This is a genomic window from Haladaptatus caseinilyticus, assembly GCF_026248685.1.
Lineage (GTDB): Archaea > Halobacteriota > Halobacteria > Halobacteriales > Haladaptataceae > Haladaptatus > Haladaptatus caseinilyticus.
In genome coordinates this window covers 95563-115616 of the sequence record NZ_CP111036.1, presented here as the reverse complement: position 1 = coordinate 115616, position 20054 = coordinate 95563, and the positions used below count along the sequence as shown (strand labels likewise).

The window sequence follows — 20054 nt, the reverse complement described above, 5'->3', positions numbered from 1 at the left end:
GGAAATCCGAGAGGAAAAGGTGGGGCTTTTAGCCCCCCGTGTCTATCTCCCCGACAATGCCCGACTCCGAGGACGTGTGCGTGCTCATTCCGACGTTGAACGAAGCCGAAACTATCGGCAACGTTATCGACGGTTTTCAAGAGCAGGGCTTCTCGAACGTTCTCGTCGTGGACGGCAGTTCCGAAGACGAGACGCAGGACGTAGCGGAGTCTCACGGTGCTCGCGTCATCGAACAGTCGGGAGTCGGTAAGGGGCAGGCAGTTCGTGAAGGAATCGAGAACATCGAGACGGAATACATCCTGATGCTCGACGGGGATGGAACGTACAAACCCGGAGACGCAGATCTGATGCTCGAACCACTCGATAACGGGTTTAGACACGTCATCGGCAACCGGTTCGCGAACATGGAAAACGGGTCGATGACGCGGCTGAATCGCTTCGGTAATCGGCTGATCAATAAGGCATTTGCCGTCATTCACGGACAGGATTTTCAGGATATTCTGAGTGGGTATCGTGCGTTTTCCCGAAAATCCGTGGAACGAGCATATCTAACGTCGGACGGGTTCGGCGTCGAAACCGAACTGGCGGTCGAATGCGTGAAACACAGCGTTCCGACGACAGTCGTGCCGATCACCTACGAGGAGCGTCCGGACGAATCGGAGACGAACCTCCATCCCGTCTGGGACGGTGGGGATATCATCATGACGCTCTATCAACTCGCGAAGACGAACAACCCACTGTTTTATTTCGGAAGCATGGGGGTACTCAGTGGTCTCCTCGGCGTGATTCTGGCGGCGTACGTCGCTGTCGAGTGGTTCATCCCGCCCCGCGTCTCGCACGAAGTTATCGCCGTCGTCGCCGGAGTGTCGATCATTTTCGGCGTGCAGTTGCTCATGTTCGGCGTCCTTTCGGATATGATAGTGACGCTCCACCGAGAACAGATGCGTCGGATAGACGAGCGTCGATAGGTCACTGTATTCGTCGAGACTTCACGCGATATCCCGACTGGTGTCGATAGCGACCGATTCGGTGAGTTCGAGTTTGATGGTCTCGGGGAGCGCACGTCCGCCACGGAACTTCGGCACTGTCAGTCGGTTTTCGACCCGGTCGCCCGAAATTTCGGTGTGCAGTTGGAACACGATATCGACGGCGTGTTCAGTGATGTCGCGTTGCTCGGGAACGCTTCGCCCGTCGAGACAGTGAAGAACGGCAAGGCTGTCGGTACCGCGAACGTGTCCTTGAAGGTCGTGGAGGAAATTACGGTACCGAGTCGCATCCTCCCGTTCGAGCAGGTTTACCGGGTCAACGACGAGTGTCGAGTCGCTCGGTAGTCGTCGGAACAGCCGTCGTGCGTGGTCGAGCGGCGCATCACCGGGAATATAACGCACTTCGGGCGTTCGCCGACCGGGTGCGCGACGGAATCCCGCGCTTACGGACTCCTCGTCGCGGTCGGTCGTGAGGTATAGTGTGGGGCGACTGACGGTGAACTCCGACAAGAGGAGTTCCGCCTGACTGGCAGGCGGGGCACAAAGGGCCACCGTACATCCCGGCGGAAGTCCACCGTCGAGTTTCCGGTCGAGGACCGGAATACCAGTCGAAAGTCGCGTTCCCATAAATTCGACAACTCCGACAGCGTTCATAAGTGTTTGGACAGGATCGTCGAGGCGAGGGCGTCGTATGCCCGAGCGACCGATTCTTCGGGGAGGACGGGGGTTTTCGTCGGTGGAACCGTTATCAAAACCGGACAGTCGAGCAGTCGCTCGACGCCGGATGGGACAGAGTCCGCACGGGTGAGAACACAACCGATGATGGTCGTGTCAAGCGTGCGTGCCATCGCGGCCGTTTTCGCGGTATCGCGGAGGCTTGCTGGGTCAGGCGTCGTCACGAGCAACACGTGTTCCGCGACTCGAAGTGGCGTCGCCGCATCGGGTCCCGCTCCGGCGGGACAGTCTACGAGAACGTGATCCGCGTAGCCAGTCAGTCGAGTGAGTGCGGTGGGAAGATGGACGCCCTCGTTCGCGGACTGTGGCGCTGGAACGATTTCGACGCCCGAGAGGGATTGTGGGGGATGCGTGGCGTCTTCGACGCGCCCGCCCTGTTCGATCGTCGGAAGTCCGGGACTGCCATTCACTTCGGCGAGCAGATGCAAATCCGGCATATCGATATCCGCGTCCACCGCGAGTACCGTTCGGCGTGTCCGACCGAGTGCACCGGCGAGTCCGAGAGTAGTCGTCGTCTTGCCGCATCCCCCTTTTCCACCAGCGATGGCAAGCATAGCGGAACTGGTTCCGTTCTCCCGTTTAAACTTCGGGGACGACCCGTGCCTTTCAAGACTGGCGATGACTCGTGTCTACATGATGCGGCACGATCACCTCATCGACACGAAACAACTCTCTCGCGTGGACATCGAGGACGTTCTCGACCGCGCGGCCGAGATCGACGCTGACCCGACGGCGTTCGCGGACCGACATATGGGGAAGCTTCTCGGCCTGATGTTTTACGAGCCGAGCACGCGGACGAAGATGAGCTTCGAAACCGCGATGAAGCGCCTTGGCGGAGACGTCGTCGACATGGGCTCCGTCGAATCCTCCAGCGTGAAAAAGGGCGAAAGCCTCGCCGACACGACCCGAGTCGTCGAAGGCTACGCTGACGCGCTCGTCCTTCGCCACCCGAGTCAGGGTGCGGCGAAGATGGTGAGCGATTTCGTCGATGTCCCCTTACTCAATGCTGGCGACGGAGCGGGCCATCATCCAACGCAAACCTTGCTCGACCTCTATACGATTCGGGAGAACGCCGGACTGGACGGCATCACGATCGGTATCATGGGTGATCTGAAGTATGGACGGACGGTGCATTCGCTCGCACACGCGCTGACGAATTTCGACGTACGCCAGCATTTCATCAGCCCCGGAAGCTTGCAACTCCCACGAAGCGTCCGATATGACCTCCACGAGTCGGGTGCGAGTGTCCGCGAGCACACCGATCTCGAGGACGTGCTTCCAAACCTGGACGTGCTGTACGTCACGCGGATTCAGCGAGAGCGCTTCCCGGACGAGAACGAATATCGCGAGGTCGCTGGTGAGTACCGCATCGACATGGAAACGCTCGAAAACGCGAACGACGACTTGACAATCATGCATCCGCTTCCGCGCGTCGATGAAATCGCGCCGGAAGTGGACGACACCGAGTATTCGACCTACTTCGAACAGGCACACAACGGAGTCCCGGTGCGCATGGCACTGCTGGATTCCATGCTGGAGGAACAATGAGCGATCACGAACTCCGCGTCAGTAAGATTCGAAACGGCACGGTTATCGACCATATTCGCGCCGGACAGGCACTCAACGTCCTCGCAATCCTTGGCATCGACGGCAGTGATGGCGAGGCGATAAGCGTCGGGATGAACGTTCCGAGCGACCGAATGGGCCGAAAGGACATCGTGAAGGTCGAAGGCAAAGAGTTGAGCCAGAACGAGGTAGACGTACTCTCGCTCATCGCACCCGATGCGAGCATCAACATCATTCGTGAATACGAAGTCGCGGAAAAGCACCGCTTAGAACGCCCCGTGGAAGTTATCGGTGTACTCTCCTGTCCGAATAGCAACTGTATCACGACGAAAAACGAACCCGTCGAGTCGAAGTTCGAAGTGTTGGAAGACGGCGTCAGATGTGAGTACTGCGAGACGATCATCCGTGATGACCTGGCTGCGCATATCAGTGTGAAGTAAGAAATGGCGGCCTAACCCGCCAAACTGATGGAAACGGTCGGGCCGGTTTATGTCGTCACTCGAATTCGTGGACGTGTATGAGAACCCTAATCGGCCGGCGCGGCGCAGTCGTTTCGGCTGTCGTCTTGTCGTTTCTCCTCGTCTTCTCCGGAGTTTTACCGCTGGCGGGCAGTGTCGATTCAAAGCCGGGTTCGAAAACGAACCTTGGACCCGATGTGCAAGCGAACAGCCACGTCGAACAGTTTGGACAACTCGGACAGTACAAGGTATCCGTCGACAATACGACGATTCGAACGTGGGCACTGCGAAACGTGACGGTACGGAACGCAACCGTCGATACCGTCCGCGTTCGGAGACTTCGGACAGACGGGGAGGTTCGCCGGAACGTCACCCTTCGAGACGTCGATATTGCCACCCTCGAAATCGACAACGGGACCTTGCGGAACGTGACTGCACGACGGATCGTCGTCCGAAACCGCACCATCTTCGACGTTCCGGGAGGCGATCTCTTCGATCCGGGCGTCAGGGACCGCGTCATCGAACGGACGGTGCTCGCTAACGTCGTCGTAGAAGGTTCGAACCTCGACACGTTGGTCGTACGGAACATGACCGTTCGGAACACGGACGTTCCGGAGGACTCCGACCGATCGCCCGTGGGGCCTGGAGTAACGGACCCCGCTTCAGCACCGAGACCCGCGGTCGTAATCCAGAACGGAACTGCCGAATCTGCGGCTGTTCGAAACGCGACGGCTGGAGAGTGGTCGGCGAACGAGGTCGATAGGGGAACGGTGAGTCAGGACGTCGTGACGAACCCACCCGAAAACGGTTCCAATTCGGACGACTAAAGCAGGTCCGCTGTTTCGATACGTGGCTCAGTGGTTCGCGTATCGTCTGAAAACGCACTACCCGCCAGTCGGAATCTGGGAATCCAAGCATCATCTCCCTGTCGAATCATAACCCCGGGGACATCTCCGAACACGCTCTCGAATTCGTGGGTCGCGTTCTCGTCCTCGTCCGTAGTCGGGATCGTGAGTTCGACCGTTTCGAAATGTGCGTCGTCCCACGCCCCGAGAGCGTCCTCCACGTCGCTCCCATACGGTTGTAGTTCGACCCGGAAACGCCACGGCGTCATGATAAACGTTCGTCTCCCATCCCGGTCACGAACCGACCAACCCGCGTCCTCGGCACGGTTACAAATCACATCGAACGCACTCGTACAAAGTCCGAGATGGTCGAAGTGCGGACGTTGTCCGGGTGCGAGCGTAATGTTCGCATAGCCTCTCTCTGCGTCCTGAAGACGAAGGCGAAAATTCTCAGGAACCCGGTCGTCTGCATCCAACGCGTGAAATTCGCCATCGACGTAGCCGAACCGATTGTTCAGCGGTAGACCGCAGTTCGCCAGTCGGCGTTCCGCTCCTCGTACGTCTGGCGTGTTGAAGTGAAGATGGAACAGTCTCGTCGGGGTATGCATACCCGATAGTCGTCGACCTGTCAAAAAACTGTTCGCGTAGGGGACTATTCTTCGACGTCTTCGGCTTCGTCGTCCGCTTCGAGTTCCTCGACGATTTCGTCCTCGTCGATGTCGGCGTCTTCGAGCGCTTCTTCGAGGTCAGCACCGCCCATGCCGCCCATGCCCATTCCGCCCATCATTCCGGCACCAGCGCCGTCGATGGTCTCCTGGACGATGACACGGTCGAGGTCGAGTCGGTCGATAACGTCCTGTGCGATCTGCTGTTTCTGGAACATCCACTGCTGGTTCATCGAGAGCTGTGGTGTCGCCTCGATGTAGAGCGTCTCCTTTTCGACCGTCTCGGTTTCGTCATCTTCGTCCTCTTCCTCGACTTCGTCCGTCTGAATCCACATGTCGAGGTCGGCGTCGATGTACATCGAGAACAGGCCTTTGGCCTTCTCGTCCTGGTCTTCGACCTCTTCGAGCACTTCGTACTCGTATTCGATGTCCTCTCCTGCGAGCGGGTGGTTGAAGTCCACGCGCGCGCGCCCACCGATGATGGTCTCGACGTAGCCCTGCTGACCGTCGACGTTGACGCGCGCACCGGGGTAGCGGTCGTCCTCATCAATCTTGTCGGCGCTGACGGTTCGAACCTCTTCGTTGTCGTACTCGCCGAACGCGAGTTCGACCGTCACGTCGCCCTCTGCACCAGCCTCTTTGCCGTAGATGTCTTCTTCGACATCCTCGAAGATGTGACCCGCACCGAGAACGATGGTGCGCGGACCGAACTCTCGGCCTTCGGCTTCGACGCCTTCCTCTTCGGCGACGTCTTCGCTCGTCGTATCCACCAGGTCACCGTCTTCGACGGTTCGCGCGGTGTAATCGAGACTGATGAAGTCCCCTTCTTGCAGTCCGTCCTGCGATTCTGTCTCTTCTTCGTCGGCTACTTCTGCCTCTTGTTCGTCACTCATACACGAAACGACACCCGTTCGCCCCTTAAGAATCACGTTTCGCCCGCGAGATGAAGGGGGACGTTTACATCACCCCTCCGAGTAGTTTCGTCCGATGGATGTGCCGGAGAGCGTCGCGTTCCTCGCGGGGTCGCCGGAGCGACTTCGCTTGCTCACCCATCTTCGTGAACAGCCAGGCTCCCCGCGGGATGTGGCGGAGGCAACGGACGTTTCTCACCGGAGCGTTCAACGGAACCTCTCGGAGTTCGCCGAGCGGGAGTGGGTAGAAAAACGCAACGGCGTCTACGAACTCACCACCAGCGGCGACCTCGTCGCGCGAACCCACGCGAACTACGTCGAAACACTCGGTGTGATTTCGGAGTTCGATTCCTTCTTCAGACACCTCCCCGACCCGACCCACGCGCCGGACCTCGCGTGGGTTGCCGACGCGACGGTCGTTACCGCATCCCCGGACCAACCACAGGCACCCGTGAGCCACTACGTGAACCGATTGCGCACACGAGGAACCGAAACGATTCGGATGCTTGCCCCGGTGTTGAGTCGGTTGTATCACGATGCACACGCCGAACTCGTTCTATCGGGCGTCGAGACGGAACTGATCATGTCTCCGGGGCGAATCGAAACCGCCCGGTCGAGCAACCCGCTCGAGTTCCGACTCGTCAGCCGCGTCATCGATATTTACGAACACGACGGAGTGGTCGAATTTGGTCTTACGATCGGCGACGAGTGGGCGTTTGCGCGCGCGTACGACGACGCTGGACAACTCCAAGCAGTGCTCGAATGTGACCATCCCGAGTTCCTGGAGTGGGCGGAGACCCTGTATCGGCGATATCGTGATCGTTCGTCAGCCATCGGATGACCGCGGGTTGTTCCGAAGGTGATAAACCACGCCGAACCATTCGCCGGAGTATGGACGTGGCGTTGGGTGGGACGTTTGACCCGGTGCACGATGGTCACCGGGCGTTGTTCGAGCGAGCGTTCGAACTCGGAGACGTAACTGTTGGACTGACGAGCGACGACCTCGCGCCGAAAACCCGTAACGTAGACCGGACCGTTCGGTCGTTCGAGGACCGAAAGCGTGATCTCGAATCCGAACTCAGGCCGTTCGCCGAGGAACACGACCGCGAATTCGACGTTCGAAAACTGACCGAACCGACCGGTATCGCCACTGAGGAGAAATTCGACGTTCTCATCGTCTCGCCGGAAACCAAAAACGGCGGCGAGCGAATCAACGAAATCCGGGAGGAACGCGGGTTCGGCTCGCTCGAAATCGTGGTCGTCCCGCACGTCGAAGCGGAGGACGGTGACATCATCTCCAGTACACGAATCGTCGAGGGAGAAATAGACGAACACGGTAACCTGACCCCCGCTCGCGACGGACGTAGCTGAGCTATCGTACGGCTAATTCATCGCATCCGCAACGGTTTACCACGACGGCGGTTGAAGTCCTGCTTCCTCGAGAATCGTTTTCCAGCGCTGTTGAATCGTCAGGCGAGCGACGCCGACTGCGTCGGCGACCGCCTTCTGTGAGCGTTGGTCGCCCTCGATGAGCGATCCGGCATAGAGGCTTGCCGCCGCAACCGCGCGTTTCGACCTGTCTTCTGGGTCGTCCACGTCGGAAATCGTGGTGAGGAAGAGGTCGGCAGCACGGGAGCGAGCCCTCGTTTCGAGTTCGAGACGGTCGGCGGCCTGTTGGAGTTCGGCAAGCCACGCTTCGTTTTCGACTTGATCACGTGCCCGATACACGACACGAGGTAGCGCCCCATCCGATATAAACGCTCGTCCGACGAGAGCGACAGGTTCTTATCGCAGAGTTCGAAAGTTGATGTTGCGTGCGGGTAGCCAAGCTAGGCCAACGGCGCAGCGCTTAGGACGCTGTCCTGTAGAGGTCCGCCGGTTCGAATCCGGTCCCGCACATTCTCAATGAACGACGTTCGTGAGCGGAGACTGTGTTCAGCGGATTCGACGTAGAGGGGACGCACGCCCGGGAAGCGAAGCGATCCGGAACGACTCGGCGTGGTTCGAAGCCGGTCCCGTATATTTTGCGACGAGCAAACCCGCGAGCGGCAGGACTGAGACGAGCAGATTCGAATCCTGCGAGTCACGATCTGCAGAGCGACCGGTGAAAACGTGGAAAAATCGTCGCCGTTCAGCACGCCGAGCGTTTAATGTGCGGTGAAACCGTCGATAACGCCGCCACAATCCGGGCACGACACCATTTCCGTCCCGGTACTCTTGTGACCGGTTGGGTTTCCGTTTCGAGTCGTTTGGGAAGTACTACCGCCGAGTAGTTCAGAATTACAGTATGGACACTCTTGCATGATACTCACTCACGCTCGTCGCGTGGTAACGTCCAACAACACAGTGGGAACCATGATATACTTTGTGTCGGATTATTCGAAGAAGGTGTAAATTAAGTACGGATTACTACCGCTTCACGACCGAAGACGAGCGGCGGTCGGACGCACGAAATCAACCCTCAAGCGAGGGCTTCGCGGGCGTTGTCGACCGCGGCTTCTTTCTTCGCTGGGTATGCCTCGACTTTCGCGCGAAGGGTGATCCCCTCACCGAGTTCGACCGTGTCGCGGTACGCCGACTGTTTGTCCAGCGAGACGAAAAACGAACAGTTATCATCCACACGCTGGTCCAGTTCGTCGCGTATTTGGTCGATGTCACCGAGCTCGCGGAGTTTGCCGAGAACGTGACGCATCTCGTCGGCGGTCTCGACACGTGCAGAAAGGACGATGATGCGGTCGCCGTGGTGTCCCTCGCTTTCCATGCGCTGGATTTCGAACTCGTCGGGGAGATAGGTGTCCAGCGCGGTTTCGACGCGCTGGTCGTCTTCGGTTGCGTAACAGAACGTTCGCAGGTCGATGTAGTGGAACGGGACGCTGGCCATGATAGGTGTACGAATCGGAGAAAGAAAAGTTACTCTTCGTCTTCGACGGCTTCGAGCGAGTCCTCGGGGATTCCCGTTTCCTGCCCGTCGTCGAAGCTAATCGTGTACGTCGCATCGCCGAACATGCTCTCGACGACTTGGGTGACCGTGCCCGTTTCGCCGTCGTAATCGCTGTGCTTGTCGTGCAGGATGACGTGGTCGTCTTCCTCGAAGCTCATACCGCCGAGTAACCCGTCCGGTGGTAAAAAGCGACCGATTCGGGAATGTCGGTGACCGAAGGCTTATTCCGATTGCCGAAATACCGTGGCACATGATTACACTCGTTGCGGACTTTTGCCCGCCTGCGCAGACGCCACCTCTCACGAGACCACAGGTGCGTTCATGCCGAGCGAGCGATGACGCTCGATGACCTCTGGTTTCTCGCCACCGAGGCGGAACAACGCGCCGAACAGGCGTACCATGGTCTAACGAACGCACACACTCAGTTTCTGGAGTTCTCCCGCACGTACGAGGTTTCGCGACGGCGGTTCCGAACGCTCGCCCGCAGGGTGTCCGAGAGCGGCGCACCGTACGGCGCACACACGGCAGTGTATCGACCGTCGGGAGAGTTGCTGCTCGTCTGGCACGACGGTGTCGATATGTGGGTCCTCCCCGGCGGCGGTATCCACGACGGGGAAACGTATCGTGAAGCGGCCGAGCGAGAGTTGGGTGAGGAGGCGGGCATCGAAGCCACCTACGAAGGGTTGGCGATCGCTACACGGACCGCGATTCGGTGCGGGGACTATTCGACGTGGGGTATCCTTCCGGTGTTCGAAGCGCAGGCCGAAACGACGAGCCTGACCGTCGAAGACCCCGACGGAGAAATTACCGACGCGAAGTGGTTCGTGGACCTTCCCGAAAATACTCGCGACCGCGAACAGCTGCTGGCGTGGCGGGACGGCCGGTTCTGATTTCGGACCACGAATCCGGCATCCGTTCGACTTCGACTGCTCAGTTCCCGTGTGAAACACCTTCGCGCGAATCCGCGTCCATCCGTCGAATCGCGCCGCGAGCGTTGCTCGATTCGTATCCGAAAAACACGTCCTTCGCGTAGGCGTCCGCGACTTCCGTCGCGTGAATCAAGTTATCGATGTCGATGTCTACGGCGTACAGTTCGATACTGAACGGAACATCGAGGGCATCTTCGAACCCGGTCGCGATCACTTCGAGCCAGTAGGTCGTCGAGTAGGCCATGTCGTACAACGGGACGACGAACTCATCGACGTACTCCGAAAGGGCGTCCAAATCCAATCCAGCGCGTCGGTACAGGTGTCCCGGATACGGGTCAGGGTAGAGGGTGAGATACGTTTTGCCGGGTATTCGGTCGGTCGCTTCCGCCACGAACTCCGTGATGACGTTCGCCCGCCAGGCCTGCCAGTCGTCGTACTCACTTTTGTCGAATTCCGACTCGCACTGGTCGCAATGGCAGTATTCCGCACGCGGGAAGCCAACGTCGTCCAATCGAACGTCCGAATTCGCCGCTGCGGCGTCGGAAATCATCTCCAACAAGCCTTCGCGGTATGATTTTCGGGTCGGGCAGATGTATCCCCAATCGAAGTACGGTTGCTCGCGGGTCGCCAGTTCGCCGTCGTCGCTCACCGGGACCAGCGATGGGTCGTTTGCGGCCGCATTGCTGTCGCCGAAACAGGATATCATGTTCACGCCAGATTCGACTGGTTCCGTCGCACGTCCCGTGACGTCCTTCATCTCGTAGAATCCCCATTCGAATTCGGGCCAGTCGAGTTCTTCCGGGTTCCGCGTCACCACGCCATACATGGTTCGATAGTTGGGTTCGTTCGGGTAATCGGTTTCGGACGCCGACCGTGGCCTCCGACCGGCGACTTTTTACGGACTTTCGAGTTCGCCCAGCATCTTTAGGGTGTTGTAGCTCCTGTTATCTGTCTATGCTTCGAACGCTACTCGGCGTCGTGCAATCCGGTTTCCGACTACTGTCATCGGCCGCCCCTGCCGGAAACAACTCGCTGGACAAACTGAACGTCATTTCACTGCTCGCACAGGCCGGGAACGCCTTCCGAAAGGGGCAGCCGATGAAAGGTGCGATCTTGCTCGGTGCGGCGACGATCGCGCCGAAACACCGCAAACTGTCGTACCTCGTGCAGGGCGCGATCACGATAGACGACCTTCGCAAGCGGTTCCGGTAGGATCACGCGAGGACGACACGACCGGATCGGGCGGCGATGGGAAAAGTAAAGGATTTACTACCCGCATTTTCGAGTATGGACTTCAGTCTCTCCGCAGAGCAGAAACAGATCCGGGACATGGTCGCGGAGTTCGTTGACGAGGAGATCAAGCCTCGTGCCGCAGAGATCGACGAAACCGACGAGTTCCCCGCGGACCTCGTCAGCGAGATGGCCGACCTCGGTCTGATGGGAATGCCCTTCCCGGAGGAGTACGGTGGGGCCGGGCTCGACTACCACTCCTACGCCATCGGACTCGAGGAGATTTCGCGGGGTTCTGGCGGCCTCGGCACCATCGTCGCGGCGCACACCAGCCTCGCGGGCAACATGCTCTACGAGTTCGGCAACGAAGAACAGAAACAGGAGTTCCTCACGCCGCTCAACGAAGGAACCGACATCGGTGCCTTTGCGCTATCCGAACCCGGTGCCGGGAGCGACGTACCGGCGATGGACACCACCGCGGAGCAGGACGGTAGCGAGTACGTCCTGAACGGCGGCAAACTATGGATTTCGAACGGTTCGGTCGCCGAGACGGTCACCGTCTTCGCCAAGACCGACCCCGAAGCGGGCAACAAGGGTATCTCGTCGTTCGTCGTCCGACCCGGGGAGGACGACGGCTTCTTCGTCGAGGGCACGGAGCACAAACTCGGCGACAAAGGCTGTCCGACCGCCGAACTCCGATTCGACGACATGCGAATCCCCGAAGACCGCCTGCTCGGGGAAGAGGGTCGCGGGTTCGTCCACGCCTTGAAGACGCTGAACGGCGGCCGTATCACCATCGCGGCGCGTAGTATCGGACTGGCCCGGGCCGCGAGGGACGACGCGCTCGAATACGCCCAACAGCGCGAACAGTTCGACCGCCCGATCAGCGACTTCCAGACCATCCAACACAAGCTCGCTGATATGGACACGAAAATCAGCGCCGCGAAACTGCTCATGCACCAGGCCGCGGACCGCAAGATCCGCGGCGAGGATTACATCAAACAGGCCGCACAGGCCAAACTGTACGCCAGCGAAATCTCCCGTGAGGTCGCAAACGAAGGCATCCAGATTCACGGCGGCTACGGCTACACCACCGATTTCGACGCGGAACGCTACTATCGCGACGCCAAACTGAACGAGATCTACGAGGGAACGAGCGAAGTGCTCCGGAACACGATCGCGGCCCAGATGCTGGACTGAACGGGGAACGTTGGCCGCCCTTTCGCGGGCTTCGTTCGAAGCCGGGATTTGCTCACTGCCGTTCGATAGTATGGTGTCGTAGCAAGTCACGACTCCACACACCGCACCACGTCCTCCCCAACCGATTCCATCGCTCCTTTCGTTCAGTCATCCCCCGCGTGATAGTCGGCAGTCCTTTGGAACGCACTCTGGCCTGCCGATGCACGCGCCACTCCGAATCTCAATTTGATACCGAACGTTCAACCTTTCCTCGCATCCATTCGAACTGGTCCGACAATCGTTTTTCCCCTACCTCGGTCAGCGAATACACGTCGTACAGCCCTTCGACTCGTTTCTCGACGTGCCCGCTCTCGACCAGCCTGCTCAGCGTGTTGTAGAATCGCTTGGGGTCGAGTTGCTTGTCGTAGTGCGATTCGAGTCGGGATTTGAGTCGCTGCCCGCGGAGTTCACCACCCTCCGCGAGGAGGATACAAACGTCGCGCCGGGTGCCGCTCTGATGCCATCGCGTCATGATGCGATCGAGACGCCCCCACGATACCTGCCTTTCCCTTTCCCGCCAGTTCCGCCCTCGAACCGATACCTTCGACTGTCCTGCCTTCGAACCTCCGTCCATGACCACGCTTTCGGAAAACGGAATCGCGGCGACGTATTTCGAAACCGACCACGAGCGCGTCCTCGAATTTTCGCGGAAGGGGAACACTGCCGCGGTCGCACAGAACCGCGAGGGATACGGCATGCTCAAAGTAAGAGACACCCCGGAGAGTCCGGAAATCGAGCGCTACTACGGTTTCGACATGGCCCTCGACCACGCGGCGGAACTGCTCGGGGTCCCCCCCGGCGATCTGCCCGTTCCCGAACCCGCTGCGGACATGGGTATGTGACCCTAGTTACTGATCGCGTTTTCGAACCGCGAAAACCGTAGCAGTCCGTGATGGATGACAGCTCCACAAATAGGGATGGGCGATGACATATACCCCCGCAAACCTTTTCTCCGGTGATTGAGTGCCCTTCTATAATGACCGAGCTGAGCGAACTTCTCGAGGACCTCGTCGCAGGCGTCGACGCAGTGTTCCTCTTCTCTCCAAGCGGGTCGTACTACGAGCGGTTCGCGGACGTGGACGGCCCCGACGTGGTGGTCGTCGCACCCGATAACCACGTCAGCGCGAGTGATTTCGTCGAACTTCCGCTGGAGTTCGAAAACGTCAAAGACCGGATCAGGTTCGGTATCGAAGGGGCCATCGACCACGGACTTGCTGAAGACGGCGACGAACTCGTCTGTGTCGCCAGCATGTTCGGCGACGGACTCGATACCGCGACCCGTGTTCGAGCGAACGAGGAGGCCCATTCGGGAATCTACGACCTGTTCGCCAACTCGCGGGCCGACCCCGGCGTCATTCGCGACGTATTCGAAGTCGCCATCGAGTTGGGGAAAAAGGGACAGAAAGGCAAACCCGTCGGCGCGCTGTTCGTCGTCGGCGACGCGGGAAAAGTGATGAACAAGTCCCGTCCGCTCTCGTACAACCCGTTCGAGAAGTCGCACGTCCACGTTGGCGACCCGATCGTGAACGTCATGCTGAAGGAGTTCTCTCGATTGGACGGCGCGTTCGTCATCTCGGACTCGGGGAAGATCGTCTCTGCCTACCGATATCTCGAACCGTCCGCAGAAGGCGTCGATATCCCGAAAGGACTCGGTGCACGACATATGGCGGCAGGTGCGATTACCCGCGATACGAACGCCACGGCCATCGTTCTCTCCGAGAGCGACGGTCTCGTCCGATCGTTCAAAGGCGGTGAAATCATTCTCGAACTCGATCCGGAGGAGTATTAGATGCAACCCGAGTGGCAAGTACTCCTCCGTGAGGAATACCGAATCGTCCTCGCGATACTCATTCTCGTCGTGGGTGGCATCGCGGGATATCTTCTCGGCCGACTGAACCGACGTATTCTCCGTGCTGCAGGAGTTCACGAAGTCGTCGAGGGAACGCCCTTCGAGCGTACTGCTCGGAGTCTCGGAACCACCACGGTGTCGCTCATCGCTCGGCTCACGTCGTGGTTCATCTACGGCGTCGCGATTTTGCTCGCGCTGAACACCGCCGAGTTGCCGCTTAGCACGCAGTTGTTTTGGCAAATCATCCTCTTCACACCGCAACTGTTCGTCGCGGCGTTGGTGTTCATCGTCGGCTTCGTCATCGCCGACAAAGCCGAACTGCTGGTCAGCGAACGCCTTCGGAGCGTCAAGCTCCCGGAAGTAAGCCTCATCCCACGAATCGTCAAATATAGCATCGTCTACGTCTCTACACTCATCGCGCTCAGTCAAATCGGTATCGCGGTGTTGACACTCCTCGTGCTCTTCGGCGCGTACGTCCTCGCCGTCATCGTTTTCGGCGCGGTTGCGTCCTGGGACTTGCTCCGTTCGTCCGCGGCGGGAATCTACCTCCTTCTCAACCAGCCCTACGGCATCGGCGACGAGATCCGCGTCGCTGGCAATCAGGGAATCGTCCAAGAGGTCGATATGTTCGTCACCCATATCGAGAACGACGGCGAGGAGTTCATCCTGCCGAACCACCTCGTCATGCGAAAGGGCGCGGTTCGGCTTCGGAACTGATACTCGGGAGGGTCTATCTACCGGGCCGAAAGAGTCGTGCGTTTTCACTGACGAGCCAACCTACTCGGAATCCACTTCCTCGCTCGACATCGCCGTCGCCGGGACGCCCGCAACCGTCTCGCCCGGCGGAACGTCCCTGGTCACCAACGAGTTTGCGGCCACTTGCGCCCCCGCACCGATTTCGACGCCCGGGAGGATGACGGCCCCGGCGCCAATCATCGCTCGCTCGCCAATGACGACTTCGCCGGTTCGGTACTCGTCCTGCAGAAACTCGTGGCAGAGAATCGTCGCGTTGTAGCCGATGATGGCGTGATCCTCGACGGTGATGAGGTCGGGCCAGAACACGTCCGGCGTCGATTCGAGTCCCCACGACACGCCCCGTCCGACCGTGACGCCGATTCGTCGCAGCAGCCAGTTCTTCAGCCGAAGGCTCGGGTTGATCCGGACGAGCCAGATAACGAGGTACTGCATTGCGACCCGAAGCGGACTGCGGGCCGTCGTCCAGTACTGGAGGGAGTTCAAACCGCCCGGCGTCGAATGGTGCGTGATTCGATCGTGGCGGCGGGTCGTATCGTCGCTCACGTGGCGGGATTTGTGCCCTGATAGCTTGAACTTACTCTTCCGCCAGTTCCACGAACGGTTCGAGATCGGTGGCGGCGTCGGTCAACGTCACGGTTCCAGCATCGATGTCGTACTCCACTACACCCATCCCTTCGAGTCGGGGGAGGTGCGAATGATGGAGCCCCGTCTCGATTCGTCCGGGATTTGCGTCGGCTCTGCGACCCGTCTTCTCGGCGAGTTCCGCGATGGTCGTGCCGTCGCGACAATCGAGCAAGGCCGAAATAGCGTGCCGCCGATGAGTATGTCCGAGCGCGTCGAATATTTGGTCAACCGTCAGTTCGGTATCCATGTGAATTGTATCAGGGGTGTATGACTTGGTTATGGGCTGATTGACAGTTCAGGTAAGGAGGGGCTACGCTTAGTTACGCAGTTCCTTCATGTGGTCGATGCGGCGCTGAATGAGGCTCTTGGTTCCGATGTCGTGGCGCATATGCAACCCCTCCTCACCCGCAACTGAGAGCGCCTCCTCCGCGATTTTTTCCGCCTCCGAGATGGTCTCTCCGAGTCCGACGACGGCGAAGGAACGCGACGTAGTCGTGTAGATACCGTCGTCACGTTCGTCCACGCTGGCGTAAAACAGAGTGGCGTCGCCCGCGCTCTGTTCGTCTATTCGTAATTTCGCACCGGATTCAGGATCGGTCGGATAGCCCGCAGGAACTCCGTACTTACATACCGTCGCTCGCGATTCGAAGGTGAGTTTCGGCAGATCGTCCCCGTCACGGGCCGCGACCAACACGTCGAGGAAATCGGTCGTCAACACAGGCAGGGTGTTCATGGCCTCCGGGTCGCCAAAGCGGGCGTTGAACTCGATGACTGTCACGCCGTCGGCGGTGAGCATGAACTGGCCGTATAGAACCCCTCGATAGTCGTCGAGGGCATCGACGGTGGCTTTCAGCACGTCCACCGCCTCGTGATAGTCGTCTTCCGTCATAAACGGGAGTTCAAGGCTCGCATCGCTGTAACTTCCCATCCCACCCGTGTTCGGTCCCTCGTCGCCCTCGTAGGCCCGCTTGTGGTCTTGGATGGCAGGCGTGACGCGAAGTTGTCCGTTGGCGACGAGTGCCTGGACCGTAAACTCCTCGCCGACGAGTCGTTCTTCGAGAACGACTCGGTCATAGTCGCTGTCGCGGAGGTACTCTTTGGCCCCTTCGGTGGTCACTTGGTCGCCGATAACTTTGACGCCCTTTCCACCCGTCAGTCCGGCGGGTTTGACCGCGAGGTCGCCGTCGTATTCGTCGATGTACGCACAAGCATCCTCCACATCCTCGAACGTCTCGAAGTCCGGACAGCCTGGAATGTCGTGGTTCTGCATGAACCGCCGTTGGAATGCCTTGTCCGTCTCGATTCGGGCGTCCGATTCGAACGGTCCGAAGGCGTAAATTCCGGCATCTTCCAGCGCGTCCACGATACCTGCTGCGAGTGGTGCCTCCGGCCCGACGACGGCGAGGGTCGCGTCTACGTCCTCCGCGTATGAGACGACGGCCGTCGTATTGGTGATCTCCAGCGTTTCGAAGCCGTCCGTGAGGTCGACGATTCCGGGGTTTCGATTACCCGCACAGGCGTAGAGTGTGGCGTCGCTGTCTGCCAGTGACCGAGCGATCGCATGTTCACGACCGCCGCCACCGACCAGCAGCACGGTTTCGCTCATACCGGGAAAATATAGACACAGAAGTGTAAAGGTTGTCGTTGTCCAATATGTAACTATACACGTCTGTGGATACTATTCGTCGTACTCGGTCAACATCTTCCGAAGCGAAACTGCTACTTCCTCGAAGTCGGCGATGTGGAGTTGCTCGCTGGTCAGCAGAACGCCGTGCTCGCCGACGATAACGCGACTGACGAAACCGTCCGAGAACGCACGAACGGTGAATCCGTACTCACCGATCGCCGGTTCCCTACCCCGTTCCGCGAGTCGTCCATACGCTTGTTCGTCTCGAAGCCGAGTCGCTGTTGTCGACGAAGACGGGTTTCAATTCCCGTGCTCGAGCTTTGTTGCCCCCCATAGAGATCGCTTCGGAGGTAGAGCAGGTCGAACTCTTTCGGTGTGAAGTAGATGACGCTCCGAAGGGTGTCCCCGACTCCAGTCCGGCAGGTCGTGACGAGTTCGTCAGCGAATTCGTCCGCGATGCCCGTTTCAGACATGCTGACAGAGTACGGTTCCGGTCAGTATCAGTCGTGCGGTAGTCCGGACCTTTACGTGATTCGGTGGCCAACCACCGATCATGAGCGACCCGACGCGGAGTAATCGCCTCGACGAGGAGGAGAGTCCGTACCTTCGCCAGCATGCCGACAACCCCGTGCACTGGCAACCGTGGGACGAGGACGCCCTCGAATCGGCACGCGAGCGCGACGTGCCGATTTTCCTCTCCATCGGTTACTCGGCCTGCCACTGGTGTCACGTGATGGAAGAGGAGAGTTTCGAGGACGAAGACGTGGCGGAACTGTTGAACGGGAACTTCGTTCCGATAAAAGTAGACCGCGAGGAACGACCGGATATCGACTCGATCTACATGAGCATCTGCCAGCAAGTCACCGGCGGAGGGGGGTGGCCCCTCTCGGCGTGGCTCACGCCGGATGGAAAGCCGTTCTACGTCGGGACCTACTTCCCCAAACGCTCCCGGCAGGGCCGTCCCGGGTTCATCGACCTCCTGCAAAACATCAGTAACTCGTGGCGAACCGACCGTGAGGAGATGGAAAATCGAGCCGAACAGTGGACGAGCGCCATCGAGGGCGAACTGGAATCGACACCGGAATCGGGCGACGCACCCAGTTCCGAACTACTGCACAGCGCGGCTTCGCAAGTCGTCAGGAGTGCGGACCGCGAATTCGGCGGGTTCGGGCAGGGTGGACCGAAGTTCCCACAACCCGCTCGGCTCGATGTGCTCCTTCGAGCGTTCGACCGAACCGGTGCCAATCAGTTTGCCGATGTATCCGTCGAAACGCTCGATGCGATGGCGAACGGCGGCCTGTACGACCACGTCGGCGGCGGGTTCCACCGCTACGCTACCGACCGGGGTTGGACGGTTCCACATTTCGAGAAGATGCTCTACGACAACGCGGAGCTGTCGCGAATCTATCTCGCAGGCTATCAAGTCACCGGCAACGAACGGTACGCCGACCTCGTCCGCGAGACGTTCGCATTCCTCAATCGGGAGATGCGCCATCCGGATGGCGGTTTCTACAGCACGCTCGATGCCAGAAGCGAGGACGAGGAGGGCGAAAGCGAGGAAGGCACGTTCTACGTCTGGACGCCCGACGAGATTCATAACGTAGTGAACAACGAAACCGCCGCCGACCTTTTCTGTGATCGGTACGGAATCACGAAATCGGGTAACTTCGAGGGGAAGACGGTACTTACGCTGAACGGAAGCGTTCCGGACCTCGCCGACGAGTACGACCTTCACGAAAGCGAAGTACGGGAACTACTGGACGACGCCCGAAGACACGTTTTCCAAGCGCGCGAAGAGCGCAAGCGTCCGCTACGGGACGAAAAGATTCTCGTGGGATGGAACGGTCTACTGATTTCCGCGCTCGCGGAGGGTGGTCTCGTTCTCGACGCCCAGTATATCGACCTCGCCGAGTCGGCGCTCGATTTCGTTCGGGAACGACTGTGGGACGCCGACGACCGAACGCTCTCGCGGCGGTTCAAGGATGGTGATGTCGCGATCGACGGCTATCTCGAAGATTACGCCTTCCTCGCACGGGGTGCGTTCGATCTGTATCAGGTAACCGGCAATCCCGACAATCTCGGGTTCGCACTCGACCTCACGCGGGCAATGGTGCGCGAGTTCTGGGACGACGAGCGAAAGACCCTGTACTTCACGCCCGAGAGCGGCGAGCGGCTTGTCGCTCGCCCGCAGGAACTCGCCGATCAGTCCACGCCGTCGAGTTTGGGGGTCGCGACGGACCTTCTCCTCTCCCTCTCGGAGTTCGCTCCGCACGACCGATTCGGCGACGTCGCCGAATCGGTGCTCGAAACCCACGCGAAAACCATCGAGTCGAATCCCTTCCAGTACGCCACGCTCACGCTCGCCGCGGACCGTCACGCCACGGGGTCGCTAGAACTGACGGTCGCCGGTGACGAACTCCCCGAAGCGTGGCGCGGTCGACTCGCGGAAACGTATCTGCCGACGCGGATTCTGGCGCGTCGCCCGCCGACGGAGGAGGGTGTCGTGGAGTGGTGTGAGAAACTGAAACTAGACGACGTGCCATCGATTTGGGCGAACAGGGACGCAGAGGACGAACCGACGCTCTACGTCTGTCGGTCGTTCACCTGTTCACCGCCGGTAACGGATATCGACGCCGGGCTGGAGTGGGCGGACGACCTCGCGCCCGAATAGATTCGACGGGGTCGGTCGGGAG

Annotated in this window: 26 protein-coding genes, 1 tRNA gene and 1 pseudogene; 14 read left to right on the top strand and 14 right to left on the bottom strand. The window is 59.5% G+C overall.

Going from position 1 to position 20054, the window contains the following annotated elements; genetic code table 11:
* The first annotated feature begins 56 nt into the window (after nucleotides 1-56).
* Nucleotides 57-968, top strand: coding sequence for an S-layer glycoprotein N-glycosyltransferase AglJ (gene aglJ / locus OOF89_RS00705; protein WP_266077632.1), 912 nt, complete (start codon nucleotides 57-59; stop codon nucleotides 966-968).
* Nucleotides 969-989: 21 nt separating this feature from the next.
* On the opposite strand, the gene OOF89_RS00700 is transcribed toward aglJ, so the two are convergent.
* Together OOF89_RS00700 and OOF89_RS00695 are read right to left on the bottom strand one after the other, a co-directional pair.
* Nucleotides 990-1613, bottom strand: a complete 624-nt coding sequence (locus tag OOF89_RS00700) for an RAD55 family ATPase (RefSeq protein WP_266077631.1) — start codon at nucleotides 1611-1613, stop codon at nucleotides 990-992.
* Between the two features lie 23 nt (nucleotides 1614-1636).
* Nucleotides 1637-2275 carry a MinD/ParA family ATP-binding protein gene (locus OOF89_RS00695; protein ID WP_266077629.1) on the bottom strand — a complete coding sequence of 213 codons (639 nt, stop codon included), beginning with the start codon at nucleotides 2273-2275 and terminating at the stop codon, nucleotides 1637-1639.
* Nucleotides 2276-2357: 82 nt separating this feature from the next.
* On the opposite strand from OOF89_RS00695, the gene pyrB reads away from it, so the two are divergent.
* The 3 genes from pyrB to OOF89_RS00680 all read left to right on the top strand — a co-directional run bounded on the left by pyrB (nucleotide 2358) and on the right by OOF89_RS00680 (nucleotide 4572).
* Complete coding sequence (pyrB, locus tag OOF89_RS00690; protein WP_266079816.1) at nucleotides 2358-3269, top strand: aspartate carbamoyltransferase; 912 nt, start codon at nucleotides 2358-2360, stop codon at nucleotides 3267-3269.
* On the top strand, nucleotides 3266-3727 hold the full coding sequence (gene pyrI, locus OOF89_RS00685) for an aspartate carbamoyltransferase regulatory subunit (RefSeq protein ID WP_266077627.1): 462 nt from the start codon (nucleotides 3266-3268) through the stop codon (nucleotides 3725-3727). The genes pyrB and pyrI overlap by 4 nt, the downstream gene beginning before the upstream one ends.
* Nucleotides 3728-3804: 77 nt before the next feature.
* The gene (locus OOF89_RS00680) at nucleotides 3805-4572 is read left to right on the top strand and encodes a hypothetical protein (protein WP_266077625.1); all 768 of its coding nucleotides are present in this window, start codon (nucleotides 3805-3807) and stop codon (nucleotides 4570-4572) included.
* Here the strand turns inward: OOF89_RS00680 and OOF89_RS00675 are convergent.
* Both OOF89_RS00675 and OOF89_RS00670 read right to left on the bottom strand, forming a co-directional pair.
* The gene (locus OOF89_RS00675; protein ID WP_266077623.1) at nucleotides 4569-5198 is read right to left on the bottom strand and encodes a hypothetical protein; all 630 of its coding nucleotides are present in this window, start codon (nucleotides 5196-5198) and stop codon (nucleotides 4569-4571) included. The genes OOF89_RS00680 and OOF89_RS00675 overlap by 4 nt on opposite strands.
* A gap of 44 nt (nucleotides 5199-5242) precedes the next feature.
* Nucleotides 5243-6148 carry an FKBP-type peptidyl-prolyl cis-trans isomerase gene (locus tag OOF89_RS00670; protein WP_266077621.1) on the bottom strand — a complete coding sequence of 302 codons (906 nt, stop codon included), beginning with the start codon at nucleotides 6146-6148 and terminating at the stop codon, nucleotides 5243-5245.
* Between the two features lie 94 nt (nucleotides 6149-6242).
* On the opposite strand from OOF89_RS00670, the gene OOF89_RS00665 reads away from it, so the two are divergent.
* Nucleotides 6243-7007: a helix-turn-helix transcriptional regulator gene (locus OOF89_RS00665; RefSeq protein WP_266077619.1), complete on the top strand. Its 765-nt coding sequence runs from the start codon at nucleotides 6243-6245 to the stop codon at nucleotides 7005-7007.
* 50 nt (nucleotides 7008-7057) lie between these two features.
* Entirely contained in the window at nucleotides 7058-7537 is a 480-nt protein-coding gene (locus tag OOF89_RS00660; RefSeq protein WP_266077617.1) for a phosphopantetheine adenylyltransferase, read from the top strand.
* 36 nt (nucleotides 7538-7573) lie between these two features.
* Here the strand turns inward: OOF89_RS00660 and OOF89_RS00655 are convergent, their stop codons facing one another.
* Nucleotides 7574-7894: a transcription initiation factor IIB family protein gene (locus tag OOF89_RS00655; protein ID WP_266077615.1), complete on the bottom strand. Its 321-nt coding sequence runs from the start codon at nucleotides 7892-7894 to the stop codon at nucleotides 7574-7576.
* 86 nt (nucleotides 7895-7980) lie between these two features.
* Between OOF89_RS00655 and OOF89_RS00650 the strand changes: the two genes are divergently transcribed.
* Nucleotides 7981-8065, top strand: a tRNA-Leu gene (locus OOF89_RS00650).
* A gap of 562 nt (nucleotides 8066-8627) precedes the next feature.
* Here OOF89_RS00650 and OOF89_RS00645 read toward each other — a convergent pair.
* Both OOF89_RS00645 and OOF89_RS00640 read right to left on the bottom strand, forming a co-directional pair.
* Nucleotides 8628-9047: an RNA-binding protein gene (locus tag OOF89_RS00645; RefSeq protein WP_266077614.1), complete on the bottom strand. Its 420-nt coding sequence runs from the start codon at nucleotides 9045-9047 to the stop codon at nucleotides 8628-8630.
* 29 nt (nucleotides 9048-9076) lie between these two features.
* Nucleotides 9077-9265: a DUF1918 domain-containing protein gene (locus OOF89_RS00640; RefSeq protein WP_266077612.1), complete on the bottom strand. Its 189-nt coding sequence runs from the start codon at nucleotides 9263-9265 to the stop codon at nucleotides 9077-9079.
* Between the two features lie 177 nt (nucleotides 9266-9442).
* Here OOF89_RS00640 and OOF89_RS00635 point away from each other — a divergent pair, with 177 nt between their 5' ends.
* Complete coding sequence (locus tag OOF89_RS00635) at nucleotides 9443-9997, top strand: NUDIX hydrolase (RefSeq protein WP_266077610.1); 555 nt, start codon at nucleotides 9443-9445, stop codon at nucleotides 9995-9997.
* 40 nt (nucleotides 9998-10037) lie between these two features.
* Here the strand turns inward: OOF89_RS00635 and OOF89_RS00630 are convergent, their stop codons facing one another.
* Nucleotides 10038-10862: a hypothetical protein gene (locus tag OOF89_RS00630; RefSeq protein WP_266077609.1), complete on the bottom strand. Its 825-nt coding sequence runs from the start codon at nucleotides 10860-10862 to the stop codon at nucleotides 10038-10040.
* A 128-nt stretch (nucleotides 10863-10990) separates the two neighbouring features.
* Here OOF89_RS00630 and OOF89_RS00625 point away from each other — a divergent pair, with 128 nt between their 5' ends.
* Nucleotides 10991-11248, top strand: coding sequence for a hypothetical protein (locus OOF89_RS00625; protein ID WP_266077607.1), 258 nt, complete (start codon nucleotides 10991-10993; stop codon nucleotides 11246-11248).
* Nucleotides 11249-11323: 75 nt separating this feature from the next.
* Entirely contained in the window at nucleotides 11324-12466 is a 1143-nt protein-coding gene (locus OOF89_RS00620; RefSeq protein WP_266077605.1) for an acyl-CoA dehydrogenase, read from the top strand.
* 220 nt (nucleotides 12467-12686) lie between these two features.
* On the opposite strand, the gene OOF89_RS00615 is transcribed toward OOF89_RS00620, so the two are convergent.
* Nucleotides 12687-12977, bottom strand: coding sequence for a helix-turn-helix transcriptional regulator (locus OOF89_RS00615; protein WP_266077603.1), 291 nt, complete (start codon nucleotides 12975-12977; stop codon nucleotides 12687-12689).
* Nucleotides 12978-13077: 100 nt separating this feature from the next.
* Between OOF89_RS00615 and OOF89_RS00610 the strand changes: the two genes are divergently transcribed.
* From OOF89_RS00610 to OOF89_RS00600, 3 genes are all read left to right on the top strand, one after another.
* On the top strand, nucleotides 13078-13347 hold the full coding sequence (locus tag OOF89_RS00610) for a DUF7111 family protein (protein WP_266079815.1): 270 nt from the start codon (nucleotides 13078-13080) through the stop codon (nucleotides 13345-13347).
* Nucleotides 13348-13481: 134 nt separating this feature from the next.
* Complete coding sequence (gene dacZ, locus OOF89_RS00605) at nucleotides 13482-14294, top strand: diadenylate cyclase DacZ (protein WP_266077601.1); 813 nt, start codon at nucleotides 13482-13484, stop codon at nucleotides 14292-14294.
* Nucleotides 14295-15071 (top strand): mechanosensitive ion channel domain-containing protein, encoded by a 777-nt coding sequence (locus OOF89_RS00600; RefSeq protein ID WP_266077600.1) that lies wholly within the window; start codon nucleotides 14295-14297, stop codon nucleotides 15069-15071.
* 60 nt (nucleotides 15072-15131) lie between these two features.
* Here OOF89_RS00600 and OOF89_RS00595 read toward each other — a convergent pair whose 3' ends face one another.
* The 5 genes and pseudogenes from OOF89_RS00595 to OOF89_RS24725 form a co-directional block, all read right to left on the bottom strand.
* Complete coding sequence (locus tag OOF89_RS00595) at nucleotides 15132-15653, bottom strand: acyltransferase (protein ID WP_266077597.1); 522 nt, start codon at nucleotides 15651-15653, stop codon at nucleotides 15132-15134.
* 31 nt (nucleotides 15654-15684) lie between these two features.
* Entirely contained in the window at nucleotides 15685-15981 is a 297-nt protein-coding gene (locus tag OOF89_RS00590) for a DUF7344 domain-containing protein (RefSeq protein WP_266077595.1), read from the bottom strand.
* A gap of 69 nt (nucleotides 15982-16050) precedes the next feature.
* A complete protein-coding gene (gene purD / locus OOF89_RS00585; protein WP_266077593.1) occupies nucleotides 16051-17340 on the bottom strand; it encodes a phosphoribosylamine--glycine ligase in 1290 nt (429 codons plus the stop codon).
* Between the two features lie 72 nt (nucleotides 17341-17412).
* Entirely contained in the window at nucleotides 17413-17577 is a 165-nt protein-coding gene (locus tag OOF89_RS24730) for a DUF7522 family protein (protein WP_456071282.1), read from the bottom strand.
* 173 nt (nucleotides 17578-17750) lie between these two features.
* Nucleotides 17751-17834, bottom strand: a pseudogene (locus tag OOF89_RS24725) (DUF7522 family protein); the annotation flags it as partial.
* An 80-nt stretch (nucleotides 17835-17914) separates the two neighbouring features.
* Here OOF89_RS24725 and OOF89_RS00575 point away from each other — a divergent pair.
* On the top strand, nucleotides 17915-20032 hold the full coding sequence (locus tag OOF89_RS00575) for a thioredoxin domain-containing protein (RefSeq protein ID WP_266077589.1): 2118 nt from the start codon (nucleotides 17915-17917) through the stop codon (nucleotides 20030-20032).
* Nucleotides 20033-20054 lie beyond the last annotated feature (22 nt).

Bases quoted from the DNA above. Each gene is read 5' to 3' on its own strand.
- OOF89_RS00645 (WP_266077614.1), bottom strand. From the start codon at position 9,047: ATGGCCAGCGTCCCGTTCCACTACATCGACCTGCGAACGTTCTGTTAC.
- OOF89_RS00610 (WP_266079815.1), top strand. From the start codon at position 13,078: ATGACCACGCTTTCGGAAAACGGAATCGCGGCGACGTATTTCGAAACC.
- OOF89_RS00615 (WP_266077603.1), bottom strand. From the start codon at position 12,977: ATGACGCGATGGCATCAGAGCGGCACCCGGCGCGACGTTTGTATCCTC.
- OOF89_RS00665 (WP_266077619.1), top strand. From the start codon at position 6,243: ATGGATGTGCCGGAGAGCGTCGCGTTCCTCGCGGGGTCGCCGGAGCGA.
- OOF89_RS00620 (WP_266077605.1), top strand. From the start codon at position 11,324: ATGGACTTCAGTCTCTCCGCAGAGCAGAAACAGATCCGGGACATGGTC.
- pyrB (WP_266079816.1), top strand. From the start codon at position 2,358: ATGCGGCACGATCACCTCATCGACACGAAACAACTCTCTCGCGTGGAC.
- OOF89_RS00600 (WP_266077600.1), top strand. From the start codon at position 14,295: ATGCAACCCGAGTGGCAAGTACTCCTCCGTGAGGAATACCGAATCGTC.
- OOF89_RS00675 (WP_266077623.1), bottom strand. From the start codon at position 5,198: ATGCATACCCCGACGAGACTGTTCCATCTTCACTTCAACACGCCAGAC.
- OOF89_RS00670 (WP_266077621.1), bottom strand. From the start codon at position 6,148: ATGAGTGACGAACAAGAGGCAGAAGTAGCCGACGAAGAAGAGACAGAA.
- OOF89_RS00680 (WP_266077625.1), top strand. From the start codon at position 3,805: ATGAGAACCCTAATCGGCCGGCGCGGCGCAGTCGTTTCGGCTGTCGTC.
- OOF89_RS00630 (WP_266077609.1), bottom strand. From the start codon at position 10,862: ATGTATGGCGTGGTGACGCGGAACCCGGAAGAACTCGACTGGCCCGAA.
- OOF89_RS00590 (WP_266077595.1), bottom strand. From the start codon at position 15,981: ATGGATACCGAACTGACGGTTGACCAAATATTCGACGCGCTCGGACAT.
- purD (WP_266077593.1), bottom strand. From the start codon at position 17,340: ATGAGCGAAACCGTGCTGCTGGTCGGTGGCGGCGGTCGTGAACATGCG.
- OOF89_RS00635 (WP_266077610.1), top strand. From the start codon at position 9,443: ATGACGCTCGATGACCTCTGGTTTCTCGCCACCGAGGCGGAACAACGC.
- OOF89_RS00640 (WP_266077612.1), bottom strand. From the start codon at position 9,265: ATGAGCTTCGAGGAAGACGACCACGTCATCCTGCACGACAAGCACAGC.
- aglJ (WP_266077632.1), top strand. From the start codon at position 57: ATGCCCGACTCCGAGGACGTGTGCGTGCTCATTCCGACGTTGAACGAA.
- OOF89_RS00695 (WP_266077629.1), bottom strand. From the start codon at position 2,275: ATGCTTGCCATCGCTGGTGGAAAAGGGGGATGCGGCAAGACGACGACT.
- OOF89_RS00660 (WP_266077617.1), top strand. From the start codon at position 7,058: ATGGACGTGGCGTTGGGTGGGACGTTTGACCCGGTGCACGATGGTCAC.
- dacZ (WP_266077601.1), top strand. From the start codon at position 13,482: ATGACCGAGCTGAGCGAACTTCTCGAGGACCTCGTCGCAGGCGTCGAC.
- OOF89_RS00700 (WP_266077631.1), bottom strand. From the start codon at position 1,613: ATGGGAACGCGACTTTCGACTGGTATTCCGGTCCTCGACCGGAAACTC.
- pyrI (WP_266077627.1), top strand. From the start codon at position 3,266: ATGAGCGATCACGAACTCCGCGTCAGTAAGATTCGAAACGGCACGGTT.
- OOF89_RS00575 (WP_266077589.1), top strand. From the start codon at position 17,915: ATGAGCGACCCGACGCGGAGTAATCGCCTCGACGAGGAGGAGAGTCCG.
- OOF89_RS00625 (WP_266077607.1), top strand. From the start codon at position 10,991: ATGCTTCGAACGCTACTCGGCGTCGTGCAATCCGGTTTCCGACTACTG.